The organism is Spirillospora sp. NPDC029432 (assembly GCF_040703975.1).
In the GTDB taxonomy this organism is placed as follows: Bacteria; Actinomycetota; Actinomycetes; order Streptosporangiales; family Streptosporangiaceae; genus Spirillospora.
Genome location: NZ_JBEZWH010000057.1, coordinates 33,970 through 50,584 on the forward strand (window position 1 = coordinate 33,970; position 16,615 = coordinate 50,584).

Genomic DNA, 16,615 nt, shown 5'->3' on the forward strand with positions numbered 1-16,615 from the left:
CTTCCAGTTGCAGGCTTGAGGATCAGGTGTGGAACGATCGGGCCCGCCAAGCCAAATCGACTCGATCCCATTGAAACCGAAAGCGCACCCAGGTCATAGCAACGAGCACGCGGAATGCTCCGTTGCCAAAGGAAAGCTCCATCGAGCCAAAATGTGCGCCTATAAGTTGCGGCGACCAAGCCAACAATAAATACAAAAAATGCGCCACAGAGAAGCAGCAGAGAAACGGCCAATGCCGAGTCGCCATCCCGCATGAGTGCAGGCGCCAGAACTATGCTTATTAGCATAAAGCTAAGCGCAGCTACGAAATCGAATATCATCCACATCCACGTACGCACCCCTGGCCCCGTGGACAGACGTACTTCGCCACTCAAGTCTGTTTCCTTCAGCTAGGGTCGCTCATCGCTGGTTCTGGCGGTTTAGATCGTCCGCCTCATCCATCAAGCTAGCCACAAGATTGGCCGCTCCATCCAGGAGCTCGGCGAATGTTTTGACGTCCACACCTGAGGCTGTTGCAATACTTGCAAGATGAATTTTTGCTGCTCCAGCGATGGCCTGCTCAAGCGTTGTGAGGATTGATTCGGCTAGAGCCTTACTGTTTGGATTTCGATAGATGCGTGGGTCGATCTCCAGCGCAACCACTTGACCAGTAGCCAACGCCCTGACGGAGATCAATCCATCCTTCGAGGTAGCGGTGAACGGCCTACGAGAAACTTCGTCTACTAGTTCTCTCATCTGTTGCGCATGGCGATACTGCTGCTGTTCGTATACCTCACTCATAACGATTCACACCTCTCGCAAAATTCGCCAGATTCCGGGCCGCCTGGCGCCCAGTTGACTACCGATCGGATCGACTATGAATAATTTGGGTCATGAATAGAAGAAAATCCCTTGATGCCTTTTAGATCTGGAGCCGGAGGAGGAGTGATATTTTTAAGCTGCTGCCCCTTTATTAGACCTTCCAGCGACTGCACGACCTTGCTCTGTTCCTCCAACTGCTTGCGCTGCAGGTTGCGTCGATTAACAAGCCATTGGATCAGTGCAGCAATAATCCCTGCAGCTATTCCAACTCCAATCGCCCCAGCCGTAGTACCTGAAACGAGAGCCATCGCCAAAGCGGTGGCCAGAGCAGCAACCAGGCCGGCAGCGACCTCGCTAATCTTGTCTTTTGTCTCCTTCTTTCCAGCATCGAGTATTTCGGCAGCAGCGTTGAGCTGCCAAGCCACACCGTGCATGGCTGTTTGTTGAGCCTCTAGATGTTGCACTATCTTGTTCATATATTGAGTGAAGCTTGGCGGAACATCCCAATTTGCAGACACAACGGTTAGTTGTGTACGGACGGCTTCGATATGCGCGGTCACTTGATCTGCCGCTCGCCACCATTCGTCTTGTGTTGGCTTTATCAGCTTAGGTTCGGGAGTGGTCAGCGGTCTTGAAAGTTGCGATGGCGGTTGTTGGCCGAGCATTCCAGCCGTCGCATCGATCAACTCAATCCCGCTAAGCTTGAGCAGATTCTCGATCCCCATTCATATCTCCTTCATAGAGTTGAGTATGACTCAAGCAGACAGTCTTCTCTCAATTGCCCGGTAGTTCTTAGCAATCTTTGATACTGCAGCTCCCGAGTCTCGCATACCTATATAAGCTGCATTCAACTGCCTCCCGAATTCTTGACGCACTTGCTCGTAAACTCTTTCCATCTCGAAGCGCATCGCGTTCTCACCGAATGCCGCTGGATTAAGGTTTAGCGCGTCTACGCGTTTCCTTGATGCCAGTAGGTCGTCGGCGATGGCCATCATGTGATGGCGGCCCAGTTCGTCTAGCTTATTGATGTCACGCACCCAAACTTCATGCTCGCCCACGGCACCTCCATCGCATACCAGCAGTGAGAATGACTGCAACTATTGTGCCCGCTATCCCAGTCAGCGAGAGAAAGAACGACCACCCCCCTACCTTAGGCGAGGTCTCGGTCGTATTTTCTTCTTTGCCTGCACTTTTGACGGGCACTGAATTTTCGGCCGTTAACCGCTCAAAGCGTTCATAAATTGGGTTTGTGGCGTTTGAAGGTACCTTCGCGGTGAGAGCGGTGTAGGGAATCAGGGCGCCGTAGCCGGTGCGTTCGTCCCAGCCCTTGGCGTCGACGTCGCGGGCTGTGTAGAGGAGTCGTTGGACTACCTCGCGGCCGGACATCTTCGGGTAGCGGGAACGAATCAGCGCAACGAGGCCCGAGGTGAATGCTGTCGAGATACTCGTACCGTTCGTTTTCGCATAGACGCCGGCCTTGCCGACGATTCCCACGGACACGCCAGGGGCCGCTGCCATGACGGTGGGGCCAGGGGTCGACTTCTTCCACACATTGAGGTCAGCGTCCAGAGCCCCTACCGTGAGCACTCCGGCGCAGTTCGGGGGGTAATACTCAGAACTCTTCCCCAGGGCAAGGTTTCCTGCTGCGGCGACGAGTACGACATCCCGTTCGAGGGCGTATCTGACCGCCTTCTGGGTTTTCTCAGGGCATATCGGCCCCGGGGTGGTCACCGCAAGGTTGATGACCTTCGCGCCGTGGTCGACCGCATAGCGGATCTGGTCGTCGTAGAAGATCGATCCACCGACGACCGGCAGTATGCGAGCCTCGGGTGCGATGCCGACAAGGCCTGTTCCTCCCCCCTGGCCCGCGATGGCGACCGCCAAGCTGGTGCCATGACCGCCGTTCTCCGTGTCGGTGTCCTTACGGCCATCCCCCTTGCCGCCGACGAGTTGCTTCCCCTTCAGGACGACACCTCGTAGTTCGGGGAGTCGTGCCTCCACCCCGCTGTCGAGCAAGCCGACGGTGACTCCGCGCCCCTTGGTCAGAGGCCAGATCTTGTCCTCTATCTCCCATGCGGGGAACCACCACTGGTCCGGCCGCGGTGAAGGTGCAGCAGAGACTGGGCTCCCGTAGCTGAGAAGCAGTGCCGTCACGGCGCAGGTCGCACCGACTCTCCGTCCCAAGGCCGCAGAGTCGCCGGCGCTGGCTCTGGACCAGCTTCCCCGCTTCATTTCGAGTCTTCCGGCTGCCCGATCACACGTGGGGCAAGGTCGCGATCTTCTACCCAGACGCTGTCGTCCTCGGTCAGCCATGTGCGCCACTCATGCTCGCTCGTCCTCGGTCCCGCCGGAACGCTGCCTGTCATTCCATGGCCTGGGGTCGGGCGGGCGCTCGTTGCAGCACCGGACGCTCCCCCAGGTGACATCGGCATCACCGGGGCGATCACGCCATTTCGCGTCAGTGCACCCGCGCTGGCGGGTCGGCCGGCGCCGCTCGGCGCCGGGCCCGTGCCCTTGTTGGCGGCGCCTAGGGTTCCCAGCACTCCACCAGCGGGCAGCATCGGCGATACTCCAGGAGCGCCAGGGCGGCCTGCCCCTGATACGGGCGTTCCGCCACCCTGGCCGTGCGATCCGCCACGCCCGGGGACAGCGACGCCCGTTCCGGAGTGAGGGCCGATCACCCCACGGGGAGGCGCCAGCGATCCGGCGGCTGGTACGAAACCCCCTGCCGAACCGCCAGGCGGCTGGAGCCCGCCAGCCCCCGAAGTGCCCGGGGCCGCCAAGTTCCCTCCGGGACCAGGCGAGCCACCGAGTGTCGGCGAACGAACGCCCTCGAGTTCGGACGATCCGCCCTCGTTGGCTCGTATTCCTTGTTCTGGTTGGCGCGCGTCGGCGAAGGTCGAGGGAAGTTCCAGCCGAGAGCCCTCAGGGCCGGAGCCATCGGCAGCCGTCCCGGACCCGCCAATCGCCCCTCCGCCCCCTCCACCGGAGCTCGCTGCCCCGGATTCGCCGCCTCCGCCAGTGGTCGCAAGAGGCTCGTGCCGATCCCGGGGGAGATCGAAGGAAAGGCTTTCGGGGATGCGGGCGTAGGCGGTGTTTAGGTCGGTGTTGACTTTGGCCAGGTGGGCTTGGGCGGCCTTGTCGTCTGCGTGGTGGGAGAGGGAGCCGTCCGGGGGGCCGGGTTTGGGCTGTTGCCAGGGGAGGACCGGGTTGGTCTTGGCGGGTAGCCCTCCTGGAGCGGCGCGGACGACTCCGCTTGCCTGGGTCATCGCGGACTCGAAGGCAGTGCTGGCTTCCGCGAGGACGCCGGCGCCTTCGATCAGGCGCTTGAAGTCGCCCATGCCGAGTTCCTGTGCTTCGCCCTGCCACACTTCGCGGAGGCGGCTCACGTGCTTGGCCAGGTCGCTTTCGGCCTGGTTGAGGGCGGTTCGTGCTTGTGCGTAGGCGCGGGCCACGGCCATCAAAGGGATGGCCTGGGCACCCTTGAGGTGTGTGGCGATCGCGTCGTAGTTGTACTGCTCCGGGTTGCCCTTGCCCAAGGCTCCAGCTCGGATGTTCTGCTGCTGCGGGCCGCCGCCCATGTCCTCTCCTTCTGATTCGAGACCTACCTGGTGCGCCAGGGAAGGGTCGAGGGTGGGCCGGTGGTCGGGGGCTGGCCGAGATGCTGGCCGGGGTGTCTTGCGGCGGTGTCTGCTGCTTGTTCTGCCTTGCCGTAGTTGGCGGCGCTTGTCTCGACTCGGCGGATGACGATTTCGTAGGCCTGGATGTAGGCCTGGACGGTGGCGAGCATGTTCCGGTGGGCGGTGGCCACCTTGGTGCCGAGTTGCCGGGCCACGTCCCAGGTGCCGATCGTGCCGCAGTCGCCGTTCAGGCCCGTGAGCATGTACTGGAGCTTTGACAGGTCTTGGCGCATCGCGGCGGCTACCTGGCGCATGCGGTCGCGTTGGTGCTCGACCGTGCCTGGGCGGCCCTTGGTTTGGGGGCCCTGGAACATGCCTGGGAAGAGCTTGTTCAGGTCGGGTTGCTGGTCCTGCGGTGCCACCATTGCTCCTCCCCGTGCGGTCTGCGGTCAGGCCCAGAGGGCGGTGTTGGTCTTCTCGGCGCCCAGGTGGATGTCGTGGGCGTCGCCGATGGAACGGCCCATGCCGGCGACGGCGGTGGCCATGCGCTGGGAGGCGGCCTTCCACTCGCGGGACTTCATCTCGTACGCGGTGCGGGCGTCGCCGTCCCATTCGGCGAGGTGGGTGCGGACCTGCGCGTCGAGGGTTTCGATGATCTGCTGGTAGCGCTTGAGGACGTTCATGAAGTTCGCCTGGCCTTGCGCCATTCCGCCGAAGTTCACGTATGTGCGGTCATGGGACATGATCTATTCTCCTTTGCCGGATTTGTGGATCAGCCGTTCACGACGCCCTTGAGCTGGTTGATGCGGCCGGTCTTCTCCTGCTCGGCGGCCTCGTACTTGACGCGGGTGTCGACGAGCTTCTGGTGGATCAGGTCGAGGTCCTTCATGACCTTGGTGAACTCGGTCTGGAAGAGCTGGAAGACCTGGGTGAACGCGGCGGCCGACTCGCCCTGCCAGGCGGCCTGGAGTTCGCCGTGGTGGCCGGTGAGCTGGCCCTTGACCTGGCCCATCTGGCCGTGGGCGTCCTGGACCTTCGTCGCGGCCTGCTGCATGTGCTGGCGGTTGACCGATGACTGTGGAGCCATGCTGGGCCTTCCTTGAGTAATTGATCGCTAGTGTCCGATCAGGCGGTTTTGCCGGATCTGATACACGCGCTGTGACAATGAGAAAGTACGAGAGTAGAGAGGCTGCGGTTTAAGGGTCCACGCGAAGAAAAGGAACGAATTCCATGGGGCGCCGACCGATTTCTCACCGCCCACTCGCTGATCAGCGAAATCACCGGCACCCCGCGTTCGGTTCAGGGGTCAGCTGGCCGGAACCGGCCATTTGGCGGCCTCCGACGACAGGGTGGGTCCCGTCCGAAACAGGTTCAGCAGGTTCGCCGGAACGGGGGTCGCGGCGGTGGTTCCGTAGCCGAGCCTGGCGACGTCCTCGCGGGTGGCGACGGGGTGGCGGACTCCCTGGTCAGTGAGGATCGAGTACGCCTGGGGACGCTGCCCCGGGACGGCGAGCGTGCCGGCGAACGCGCCGCCGCCGGGGAGGGTGACTTGGTCCAGGCCGTTCGTTGCCCGGGACCGTGCGTCCGGGAGCGAGCCGCCGATCGTGAAGCGGGCGTCGGTGGAAAGGCGGTCGGTGTTGTGGTAAACGGCGCAGAGCGGGTCGGCCGGTGTGTAGGCGATGATGCGCGGTGGCCTCTCCGGGAGCGCCCGGCTGTGCAGGTTCGTACGGGACGGGCGTTCGCCGGCTTCGCCCGGGGAGATGTCGCTGGGCGGGCCGGGGGCGCCGGGGGCGTCGAGCAGGAGGCGGGCCTGGGTCTGGGAGATGCTGGACAGGCCGTCCGCGAGCTGGACGTACCAGCGTTCGGGCGTTCCGGCCACGGCGGCGACGCGGAACAGCCGGCCGATGCCGGGTTCGCCTGCGCCGGGGATTCGCGGCGGGGCGAAGTCGGCTCCTTGCGGCAGGCCGTTCAGCCAGCGTTCGTCCACCGGTACGGGCGGTGCGGCGGTCAGGACGCGCGCGGCCCTGGGAGATATCCGGAGGCGGGTGCTGCGCCAGATCAGCCAGGGTTGGGCGCCTGCCTGGACGAGGACGCCTTGGACGTCGGTCAGGGGCCGGCCGCCGATGTCCCGGCCGCCGGCGAGGGTGACCTGGGAGCGGCCGTCGGTGGTGCGGACGCATAGGGACCAGGGCGGTTCGGCTGGTTTGCGGGGGTCGGGGAGCGACTCGGGGGCTCCGGGGATGCCCGTCAGGGGGCCTCTGCCGTACTTGGCGAGGGACTTGGCGGAGACCGATCTGGTCTGGACGGTGGTGCTCGGCATCGCCAGTCGGGCCGAGGTGTAGTTGAGGAACGGGACCATCTTCCGGGTCTCGGCGCTGTAGGCGTACGTCGCGCCGGTCTCCTTCTCGATGATCAGGACGCCGGGCTTCTCCAGGTTGCGGGCGCCGCCCTTGAACAGGAAGCCCGCGATGCCGAAACCGGCGGCGACGAGGACGGTCACCATGACGCCGCAGAGGGTGCCGACGCCGGTACGTCTCATGGGGGATTCGGCCGCGCTGGGCTGCCCTTGCAGGAGCGCTAGGGCGACGCGTTGGGTCATCAGGCGGTGCGCCTGGTAGAGGTCCTTGCGGGTCTGCATCAGCCGGCCAGCCCGCGCAGCCAGGAGTAGAAGTTCAGCAGCCCCATGGCGAGGGGGAAGAGGCTGATGATGAGGGCCAGGTCGACGATGTCTCCTGCCCTGCCCCAGAAGGGGGACGGCTTGTGCGCCGGTAGGCGCAGCGCCATGGCGAGTGTGAGCGTTGTGGCTAGGAGGAGCGGTACGACGACGGTGAGCAGTGTCGTTTCGGCGGTCGCGGCGGTGCGCAGGCTGAGGATTGCCAGTCCGGCCAGGCCGCTGCACAGGAGCCAGAGGCGTTGCGGTCTGCCGTGGAAGACACGCGCGCGTAGGAGGAGTACGAGGGATACGCAGAGGCTCATCGTTAGGGGCAGCCAGCCTGGTGCTGTTACCAGGAACAGTTGGGCGGTTAGGCAGACGACCGCGACGGCGGCTACTAGTCCGGTGGTGAAGCGGTCTGCCTCGCGCGTACGGCGCAGCAGGGTCGGGCCGTCGAACGTCTGGGCGCTGCGCAGTTCCTCCGCGTTCTCCGGTACGGGCGGCAGCGGCAGCCGGGCAAGCCTGAACGCCAGGGACGGGATGAGCGCGGTCAGGGCCAGGCAGAGGGCCGCGATGAAAGCGGCGGCGCCCGCGGGGGCCGTTCCGGAGCCTTCGACGGTGGCGGCCGCGACGACTCCCAGGAGGGACGCCATGGCCAGGCCAAGGAAGACCGGCAGTCCCTCGGTGATGGCGAAGGCTGCGATGACCGCGGCCAGCGTAAGGGCGCTCAGGCCCGCCAAGAGGTGCGGGGAGTCCAGGTCGCGTAGCGCGACCGGACGTGCGGGGATGAGGAGTCCGGTGAGGAACGCGTACGGGAGCGCGCTGTAGCCCAGGACCGCTCCGGCGCCCGCGTCGCCGACCGCGCGGGAGAGCAGGATGCCGGCCAGGAGGAGGATCGCGGTGACGCAGCCGGCGCCGGCGGCGTACAACTCCCAGGGAGGGCCGGCGGTGGCCAGGGCCGCGGCGCCGGTGAGGAGGGCGAAGGCGGCGGCGAGGAGGCCGAACGTGCGCGTGGTCTCGGGGCGCCAGCGATCGGGGCGCTCGTTGATGCCGGTGGCGACGACGTCGGCGACGTCGTCGAAGACGATCTCGGGCAGCTGGGCGAGTTCCGGGCGGAAGTAGAGGAGTTCGCCGTCGCGGACGCCGAGCTGCCCGAGTGTGCGCGACTCGTCCAGCGGCGGCTCGTCCAGGCGCTGCAGGATCCAGCCGGCGTGCCACTCGCCCGCGCCCGGCCGCGCGTGCCCGGCGGCCCGCAGGAGCGTGGGGAGCATGTGGGCGAGCGGCACGTCGGCGGGCAGCGAGAGGTCGAGGCGCCGATTCGGCGCGACCATCACCACGCGGCACAGCTCTTCCCCTGGCGACGTATTCACCGGCGCCGTGACCTCCATCCCGAACGATCATTTGGTCGTTGCCGGCGGGCAGCCGAAACGATCATTAGAGGGCTGCGGAACAGGGCTCTGACCAGCGGTTCGATGAATTCGGCGGATCTTCGGCAAGCCACCCGGACACCGAACCCAGGGTGATACTTTGGCCCGTGTTCCGGGAGAATAGCGCGACGAGCTTCCCTCGGGGAGAAGTTAGGCCAAATGCCAATATTTCTCCGCGATGTCCGGAACGCAGGCCCGATCCGCGGCGGGCTGACCAATGATCTTGACTGCGGAAAATCGTCCGGTTTCTTGGCGGTCACGGCCGGGAGGCGGTTGTGGGAATCGAGGTCGTACGGCGGCCGGAGCGACGCACGCCGCCGCGGGTGCCCGAGGGCGAGATCGTGCTGGAGCCGCCGCCCGAGGTCCCCGAGAAGGCCGGCCAGGGCTTCGCGAACGCGCTGATGTACCTCCCCATGGCCGCCAGCGGCGCGGCCATGGGGCTGATGTTCATGGGCGGCGCGGGCGGCGCCGGGGGCGGCAACCCGATCATGTGGATCGCGAGCGGGCTGTTCGTGCTGTCGATGGTCGGCATGGGGTTCGGGCACATGGGCCAGGGCGCGGGCGAGCGCAAGCAGCAGCTCAACAGCGCCCGCAGGGACTACTACCGCTACCTCGACCAGGTCCGCGTACGGGTCAGGGACGCGGCCCGCCGGCAGCGGGAGGCGCTGGAGTGGTCGGGCCCCGCCCCGCGGACGCTCTGGTCCCTGGTGCTGAGCCACCGCCTCTGGGAACGGCGGCCCGCCGACGCGGACTTCGGGCAGGTGCGGATCGGTACGGGACGGCAGCGCCTCGCCGTCGAGCTGATCCATCCCGAGACCCGGCCGATCGAGGATCTGGAGCCGATGTGCGCCGGCGCGCTGCGTCGCTTCCTGCGGGCGCACTCGAGCGTCCCGGATCTGCCGGTCGCGGTGTCGCTGCCCGCGTTCTCCCGGATCGTTCCGACCGGCGATCCCGCGGCGGTACTGGCGATGCTGCGCGCGCTGGTGGCGCAGCTCGTCGCGTTCCACTCGCCCGACGACGTGCGGATCGGCATCTGCGCCTCGCCCGAGCGCATGCCCGACTGGCAGTGGGCGAAATGGCTGCCGCACTGCCTGCATCCCGGCGAGCACGACGCGGCCGGGCCGGTACGGCTGATGACGCACTCGCTCGCGGAGCTGGAACGGCTGCTGGAGGAGGACCTGAAGGACCGGCCACGGTTCGGTCCGGGCGCGGGCCCGCGGGACCTGCCGTTCCACGTGGTGATCGTGGACGGCGGGACGGTCACCGCGGACGCCCATCTGGGCTCGGACGGCATCAAGGGCGTCTGCGTCGTGGATCTCGGCACGCCGGCCGCCGCCGCGCCGGACTCGACGATGCTGCGGCTCGACGTGACGGCCGGCGGGCTGGAGATGCTCGAACGCGACCACACCGGCAAGGACGTCGCGAGCCCGCTCGGCCGGCCCGACGCGCTCACCCCCGTCCAGGCCGAGGGGCTGGCGCTGCGGCTGGCTCCGCTGCGCGCGGGCGCGCCGGACGAACCGGAGCAGAACGCCCTGGCCGGGAACCTCACCCTCACCTCGCTCCTCGGCCTGGACGGCGCCGCGGCCATCGACGTCCGCACCGCCTGGCAGCCGCGGCCGCCGCGCAACCGGCTGCGCGTCCCGATCGGGGTGGACGCCGACGGCCGCCCGGTCGAGCTGGACATCAAGGAGTCGGCGCAGGGCGGCATGGGCCCGCACGGGCTGCTCATCGGGGCGACCGGGTCGGGCAAGTCGGAGCTGCTGCGGACGCTGGTGCTCGCGCTCGCGATGACGCACTCGTCGGAGGCGCTCAACTTCGTCCTCGTCGACTTCAAGGGCGGCGCCACGTTCCTCGGCCTGGACCGGCTCCGGCACGTGTCGGCGATCATCACCAACCTGGAGGAGGAGCTCCCGCTCGTCGACCGCATGTACGACGCGCTGCACGGCGAGATGATCCGCAGGCAGGAGCTGCTGCGCGCCACGGGCAACCACGCGTCGGTACGCGACTACGAGAAGGCGCGCGAGCAGGGCGCGCCGCTCGCGCCCCTCCCGACCCTGTTCGTGGTCCTGGACGAGTTCTCCGAACTGCTGTCGGCCAAGCCCGAGTTCGCGGAGCTGTTCGCGATGATGGGGCGGCTCGGGCGCTCGCTGGGCGTGCACCTGCTGCTGGCCTCGCAGCGGCTCGAAGAGGGCAGGCTGCGCGGGCTCGACTCGCACCTGTCGTACCGGATCGGGCTGCGGACGTTCTCGGCGATGGAGTCGCGCGTCGTGCTGGGCGTTCCGGACGCGTACGAGCTGCCGTCCCAGCCGGGCAACGGGTACCTGAAGGTGGACGTCAGCGACATGATCCGGTTCAAGGCGGCGTACGTGTCCGGCGCGGTCGGCGACGAGCCGGACGGCGCCGGGACGGCCGGGGGCGGATCGCGCCGGCGGCGGGCGATCGTCCCGTACGGGCCCGCGTACGTGCGCCCGCGCTTCGAGCCCGCGCCCGAGGAGGGTCCCGCGCCGCCCGCCTCGCGGGAACCGGCGGGGACGCTGTTCGGCACGGTCGTCGACCGGCTCGCCGGCCAGGGCCCGGAGGCGCACCGCATCTGGCTGCCGCCGCTGGACGCGCCGCCGCCGGTGAACGCGCTGCTGCCGCCCCTGGCGGTGACCCCGCGGCACGGGCTGACGACCGCCGGCTGGGAGGGCCGCGGGCGCCTCGCCGCCGTCGCGGGGATCATCGACCGGCCGTTCGAGCAGCGCCGCGATCCGCTCTGGGTGGACCTGTCGGCCGCGGCCGGTCATGTCGGGATCGTCGGCGCGCCGCAGACCGGCAAGTCGACCATGCTGCGGGCGCTGATCGCGTCGCTGTCGCTGCTGCACACGCCCGAAGAGGTGCAGTTCTACTGCCTGGACTTCGGCGGCGGCACGCTGGGCCCGTTCGCCGGGCTCCCGCACGTCGGCGGCGTGACCGGCCGGCTGGACGCCGACCGCGTGCGCCGTACCGTCGCGGAGGTCTCCACCCTGCTGGAACGGCGGGAGCGCGAGTTCGGCGAGCGCGGCGTCGACTCGATCGCCACGTACCGGCGGCTGCGCGCGGCGGGCGAGCTGCCCGGCGACGGGTTCGGCGACGTCTTCCTGGTCGTGGACGGCTGGATGACGCTCCGCCAGGAGTACGAGCACCTGGAGGAGGTCGTCACGGACCTGGCGGCGCGCGGGCTGGGCTTCGGCGTCCACGTGATCGCCACGGCGGGCAAGTGGTCGGAGTTCCGGATGGGGATCCGGGACGTGTTCGGCACCCGGCTCGAACTCAAGCTCGGCGACGCCTACGAGTCCGAGATCGACCGGCGGCTGGCCGAGAACGTCCCGGCGGGCCGGCCCGGCCGCGGTCTCACCCCCGACGGCATGCACTTCCTGGCCGCGCTGCCGCGCCTGGACGGGCGCGGCACGGCCGGCGACCTCGCCGACGGCGCCGGCGAGCTGGTCGAGGCGGTCGCCAGGGCGTGGCAGGGGCCCGCGGCGCCGCCGGTCCGGCTGCTGCCCAGCCTGCTGCCCGCCGCCCGGCTGGCCGGGGCGCCGCCCGAACGGTGGCGGGTGCCGATCGGGATCGACGAGGACACCCTGTCCGCCGTACCGCTGGACTTCGCCGCCGACTCGCACTTCGTGGTCGTCGGCGACACCGAGTGCGGCAAGACCAACGTGCTCCGGCTCATCGCCGAGGGCGTGGTGGCGCGGCACCCTCCCGAGGAGGCGAGGCTGCTGTTCGTCGACTACCGGCGGTCGCTGCTCGACACCGCCGACACCGCGCACCGCGTCGGGTACGCCGCGTCGTCTGCGGCCGCCGCGCAGCTGGTGGAGGACCTGGTGGACGCGCTGAACGACCGGCTGCCGCCCGCGGATCTCACCCCCGAGGAGCTGCGGCGGCGCTCCTGGTGGAAGGGCGCGGACATCTTCCTCTTCGCCGACGACTACGACCTCGTCGCCACCGCGGGCAACCCGCTGCTCCCGCTGCTGGAACTGCTCCCGCAGGCCCGCGACATCGGGCTGCACCTGGTGCTGTCGCGGGCGATGGGCGGCGCCGCCCGCGCGCTGTACGACCCGGTCGTCCAGCGGCTCAAGGACATGGCGACACCGGCCTTGATCATGTCCGGCGGCAAGGAGGAGGGCCCGCTGTTCGGCGAGGTCGTCCCCTCTCCCCTGCCGCCCGGCCGCGGCACCCTCACCGGCCGCCGCACCGGCCCCCGCCTGATCCAGACCGCCTGCCTGGACGGGCAGGGCCCCTAGACGCGGGTGCCCGTGGTGTGGGTGCCGCTCGTGTGGCCGCCGATCGTTCCTTGGACGGCGCCGGTCACGATCTCCGGCTCGTCCTGAAGGGCGGGGGCGGGCGGGACGGCGCGGCCCGGACGCCAGCGCCGGCGGCGGCCCACCGGCAGGACCACGCCCGCCAGGGCGGCCAGGGCCGCGGCGGCGAGGGCGCCGCCGGTCACGGCCGTGCTGAGGTCGCGGGTGCGGGCGTCGGACGGCTCCGGGGCGGTGAGGGCCGCGGGACGGGGCGAGGCCTGCGGGAGCGGGGCCGTCTCCCCCGGGATCACCGCGGTGACGGCCTGAACGGGGTTGATCATGCCGCGGCCGGTTCCCGTGCCCGCGTTCCCGTCGGCCGTCGTCACGAGGCGGTTCGCCACCTGCTGCCGGTTCAGGTGCGGGTGGCGCGAGCGTACGAGGGCGGCCGCTCCCGACACGTACGCGGCCGCGTAGCTCGTCCCCTCCGCCTGCGGGTTGTAGCCGCCCCCTGGCCAGGCCGTGGGGATGCCCTTGCCGGGGGCGGCCAGGTCGACTCTGGACTGGACGCTGGAGCTTTCGGCGCGCGCGCCGTCCGGCCCCAGGGACGCCACGGAGAGAACGCCCGGGTAGCTCGCCGGATAGGCGGGGACCGCGTCGCCGCCCTCCTTCTCGGCGTTGCCGGCGGCGGCGACGATCAGGACGTCCCTGCTCTGGGCGTACCGGACGGCCTCGGCGAGGGCCGGGCTGGGACCGGCCTTGATGGAGACGTTGACGACCTGGGCGCCCGCGTCGGCGGCGGCGCGGACGGCGCGCGGGAGGCGGGCGCCGTCGGACTCGTCGAGGCCGGTGTCCTGCTGCTTGACCACCAGGAGGCGGGCGGCGGGGGCGACGCCGGCCGTTCCGCCGCCGAGGTCGCGGCCGGCGATCAGGGCGGCGACGCCGGTGCCGTGGCCGGCGCAGTCGCGGGGGCCGGTGCCGGTGAGGTCGAGGGTCTTCGCGACGCGGCCGGCCAGCATCGGGTGGGACGTGTCGGCGCCGCTGTCGATCACGGCGACGGTGGTGCCCCGGCCCGCGGTCGGCGTACGGGCCCGGGGGAGGTTCAGCCTCCGGTCAGCCCAGGAGGCGGCGACCGGGCCGGGGACGCCGGGGGCGGTCTCGCAGCGCGGGGCGGGGGCGGCGGCCGCGGGGGCCTGCGGGAGCAGCAGGAACGCGCCGCAGATCAGGGCTCCGAGTCCGCGCACCGCCGTCTCCCGCGATAGGGGGCTTCGCGGCACGACTGTACGGGCGGGCGGGTAGGGCGGTCACGGGTTTCGCCCACTCGACGGCGAGGAGCGCCGGGCGATCATCGACCAGACGGCGCCGATGACCAGGCCCAGCAGGGCGCCGCCGCCGATCAGGGCCACGCTGCCGCCGATGCCGTCGCCGTCGGCGAGCCGCCAGGCGAGGACGGCGGCGATCAGCGCGCCCCAGGCGGCGAGGAGGCCGGTGATGTTCCTGCTCCAGAACGCGCGGCGGCCGGGGGGCGCGGGGACGTCGGCGAGCGCGGCGGCGGGGCCGAGGTCGGCGGCCTTGGGACGCTTGAAGTACTCGTAGCAGATCCAGGCGCCGCAGGGTTCCCAGCCCTCCGGGGCGAGGCGCTCGGCCAGCGCGGTGCGGGACTCGCCGCGGAGCCGCACGGTCTCGCGGCGGTACTCCCAGCGCTGCGGGGCGTTCCGGTCGCGGCGGCTGACGAAGCAGCCGATGGCGTTGACGCGCTCGACCTCCCAGCCCTGGTCGCCGAACTCGTTCAGGTGCTTCACCTCGTGGACGGCGTCCGCCGTCCACACCCAGGTCTCGGCGGACGGGCCGGGCGGCTCGAAGGTGGAGTCGGCGAGCCGGGCGGCGAACTCCTCGGGCGCGCCGAACTCCTCGCGGGGGTCGGCGCCGGAGTCCGCGACGTAGGCGGCGAGGTCCTGGACGGTGCCCGCGATCCGCTCGTCCGGCATGCCCTGGGAGCGGAGCCGCTGGGAGAGGTCGTCGAAGTAGTCGGTCATCGGGGGGCTCCCTTGGCGAGGTTGGTACGGACGGACTCGGCGAAGTCCAGCCACAGCCGGCTCTGCTCGGCGAGGACGTCGCGGCCGGCGGCGGTGAGGCTGTAGTAGCGGCGGCCGGGGCCGCGCTCGGTGGCCCGGAACTCGGCCGCGACCAGCCCGGCCTCTTCGAGGCGGTTCAGGACCGGGTAGAGCGTGCCGCCCTTGATCTGGCCCATCCCGGAGGCGGCGAGCCGCTTGGCGATCTCGTAGCCGTAGCTCTCGCCGGCGGTGAGGTCGGCGAGGACCAGCAGGTCGAGAACGCCCTTGAGCCAGCTGGCCCGGCGGTCGGAGGTCATGGTGTCCCTTCGTAGTCGGCGGAACGATTTAGACTCTAAGGCAAGCTATGTAGGGATGCAAACTAGCGAGCACCGACGACTAGCTTCGTGAAAATACGAGCGGATACTCGGAATAGCGGATTCGATCTTGCGGTTGCACCGTGTGAGACGCGCGAGGGAACGGGTATCCGAGTTCCCCGCGGGTCCCCCCGCACCCCCTCGACCACGGAGGTACGTCTTGCGCAGCAGCATCCCCAAGGCCCGTACGAACGGGCACAAGCACGTCCGGACCCACTCGCTCCGCGCGCTCGCGGTCGCCGCCCGGCTGGAACGCGAGCACGCCCAGGAGGGCCCGCCGGGCCATGACCTCGGCCGGGCGGCCGACGGCCCCACCCGGGGCAACCCCGACCCGGCCTGACCAGCACCGCAGCAGACCCCCGCGCCCGCGCGCCGGGGGTCTTCCGCGTTCCAGGGCCCGCCTCGAACCGTGCACTTCGGGCGCGGCGACCCCGGCGGGCGCAATAGTCTGGGGCGTTCCAGGAGCCGGGTGCGACGAAGTGAGAGTGGTGTGACCGACAGGACGATGCCGGACGCCCATCCGCTGCGGTCGGGCGATCCGACCACGCTGGGGGCGTACGAGATCCTGGGCCGGCTGGGCGAGGGCGGCCAGGGCGCGGTCTACCTCGGCCGCACGACCGGCGGCGATCCGGAGCGGCCGGCCGACCACGTCGCGATCAAGCTGCTGCACTCCGGGCTCACCGGCGACGACTCGGCGCGGGCCCGCTTCGTGCGGGAGCTGGACGTCGCCAAGCGCGTCGCCCGGTTCTGCACGGCACAGGTGATCGACGCCGATCTGGCGGGCGACCAGCCGTACATCGTCAGCGAGTACGTGCCGGGCCTGTCCCTGCACGCGCTGGTGCAGGCCGACGGGCCGCGCGCCGGCGGCGCGCTGGAACGCCTCGCGATCAGCACGCTGACCGCGCTGTACGCGATCCACCAGGCCGGGATCGTGCACCGCGACTTCAAGCCGCACAACGTGATGATGGGCCCGGACGGCCCGCGCGTGATCGACTTCGGGGTGGCCAGGGCGCTGGGCGCGGCGGGCGAGACGCAGAACGTCGGCACCCCCGCGTACATGGCCCCCGAGCACTTCAGCGGGGCGGGCGTCGGGCCGGCCGCGGACATGTTCGCGTGGGGCACCACGATGGTGTTCGCGGCGACCGGGCGGCCCGCGTTCGGCAACGACGAGATGGCCGCCGTCATGCACCGCATCCTGGTCGAGGAGCCCGACCTCGGCGATCTGCCATCGCCGCTGCGCGAGGTGGTCGCGGCGTGCCTGGCCAAGGAGCCCGAGCAGCGGCCCACGGCGCGGGAGGCGCAGGAGCAGCTGGTGGGCGCCGCCCCGGGCGAGGCACCGGCGCCGCTGGCCGCGATGCCCGCGCCGCCGCCCCCGGCACCGTTCGCGCCCGCCGACCCGTTCGCCGGGCCGCCCACCGCCGAGCCGC

Annotated in this window: 15 protein-coding genes; 3 read left to right on the forward strand and 12 right to left on the reverse strand. The window is 69.6% G+C overall.

Annotated elements, in window-relative coordinates; all coding sequences use genetic code 11:
• Window positions 1-399: 399 nt before the first annotated feature.
• The 9 genes from AB0881_RS31995 to eccD all read right to left on the reverse strand — a co-directional run bounded on the left by AB0881_RS31995 (window position 400) and on the right by eccD (window position 8,444).
• Window positions 400-780 (reverse strand): YbaB/EbfC family nucleoid-associated protein, encoded by a 381-nt coding sequence (locus AB0881_RS31995; protein WP_366622951.1) that lies wholly within the window; start codon window positions 778-780, stop codon window positions 400-402.
• Between the two features lie 74 nt (window positions 781-854).
• The gene (locus AB0881_RS32000) at window positions 855-1,526 is read right to left on the reverse strand and encodes a hypothetical protein (RefSeq protein WP_366622953.1); all 672 of its coding nucleotides are present in this window, start codon (window positions 1,524-1,526) and stop codon (window positions 855-857) included.
• 30 nt (window positions 1,527-1,556) lie between these two features.
• Window positions 1,557-1,859, reverse strand: coding sequence for a hypothetical protein (locus AB0881_RS32005; protein ID WP_366622955.1), 303 nt, complete (start codon window positions 1,857-1,859; stop codon window positions 1,557-1,559).
• Entirely contained in the window at window positions 1,846-2,955 is a 1,110-nt protein-coding gene (locus AB0881_RS32010; RefSeq protein WP_366622957.1) for a S8 family serine peptidase, read from the reverse strand. The genes AB0881_RS32005 and AB0881_RS32010 overlap by 14 nt, the downstream gene beginning before the upstream one ends.
• Window positions 2,956-4,405: 1,450 nt before the next feature.
• A complete protein-coding gene (locus tag AB0881_RS32015; protein ID WP_366622959.1) occupies window positions 4,406-4,846 on the reverse strand; it encodes a hypothetical protein in 441 nt (146 codons plus the stop codon).
• Between the two features lie 24 nt (window positions 4,847-4,870).
• Window positions 4,871-5,164: a WXG100 family type VII secretion target gene (locus AB0881_RS32020; RefSeq protein ID WP_366622961.1), complete on the reverse strand. Its 294-nt coding sequence runs from the start codon at window positions 5,162-5,164 to the stop codon at window positions 4,871-4,873.
• Between the two features lie 29 nt (window positions 5,165-5,193).
• Complete coding sequence (locus tag AB0881_RS32025) at window positions 5,194-5,508, reverse strand: WXG100 family type VII secretion target (RefSeq protein WP_366622963.1); 315 nt, start codon at window positions 5,506-5,508, stop codon at window positions 5,194-5,196.
• A gap of 219 nt (window positions 5,509-5,727) precedes the next feature.
• Entirely contained in the window at window positions 5,728-7,059 is a 1,332-nt protein-coding gene (eccB, locus tag AB0881_RS32030) for a type VII secretion protein EccB (protein ID WP_366622965.1), read from the reverse strand.
• Window positions 7,059-8,444 (reverse strand): type VII secretion integral membrane protein EccD, encoded by a 1,386-nt coding sequence (eccD, locus tag AB0881_RS32035; protein WP_366622967.1) that lies wholly within the window; start codon window positions 8,442-8,444, stop codon window positions 7,059-7,061. Before eccD ends, eccB begins: the two co-directional genes overlap by 1 nt.
• 332 nt (window positions 8,445-8,776) lie before the next feature.
• Here eccD and eccCa point away from each other — a divergent pair, with 332 nt between their 5' ends.
• Window positions 8,777-12,766, forward strand: coding sequence for a type VII secretion protein EccCa (gene eccCa, locus AB0881_RS32040; RefSeq protein ID WP_366622969.1), 3,990 nt, complete (start codon window positions 8,777-8,779; stop codon window positions 12,764-12,766).
• Here the strand turns inward: eccCa and AB0881_RS32045 are convergent.
• Genes AB0881_RS32045 through AB0881_RS32055 form a run of 3 tightly spaced genes read right to left on the reverse strand, consistent with a single transcriptional unit; the run spans window position 12,763 to window position 15,131 of the window.
• Window positions 12,763-14,004 carry a S8 family serine peptidase gene (locus tag AB0881_RS32045; RefSeq protein ID WP_366622971.1) on the reverse strand — a complete coding sequence of 414 codons (1,242 nt, stop codon included), beginning with the start codon at window positions 14,002-14,004 and terminating at the stop codon, window positions 12,763-12,765. The genes eccCa and AB0881_RS32045 overlap by 4 nt on opposite strands.
• Window positions 14,005-14,064: 60 nt before the next feature.
• Window positions 14,065-14,796, reverse strand: coding sequence for a hypothetical protein (locus AB0881_RS32050; RefSeq protein ID WP_366622973.1), 732 nt, complete (start codon window positions 14,794-14,796; stop codon window positions 14,065-14,067).
• A complete protein-coding gene (locus tag AB0881_RS32055; RefSeq protein WP_366622975.1) occupies window positions 14,793-15,131 on the reverse strand; it encodes a PadR family transcriptional regulator in 339 nt (112 codons plus the stop codon). Before AB0881_RS32055 ends, AB0881_RS32050 begins: the two co-directional genes overlap by 4 nt.
• Before the next feature lie 217 nt (window positions 15,132-15,348).
• Here AB0881_RS32055 and AB0881_RS32060 point away from each other — a divergent pair, with 217 nt between their 5' ends.
• Together AB0881_RS32060 and AB0881_RS32065 are read left to right on the forward strand one after the other, a co-directional pair.
• Entirely contained in the window at window positions 15,349-15,528 is a 180-nt protein-coding gene (locus AB0881_RS32060) for a hypothetical protein (protein WP_366622977.1), read from the forward strand.
• A 150-nt stretch (window positions 15,529-15,678) separates the two neighbouring features.
• The coding region (locus tag AB0881_RS32065) for a serine/threonine-protein kinase (protein WP_366622979.1) at window positions 15,679-16,615 on the forward strand (937 nt) is incomplete at its 3' end.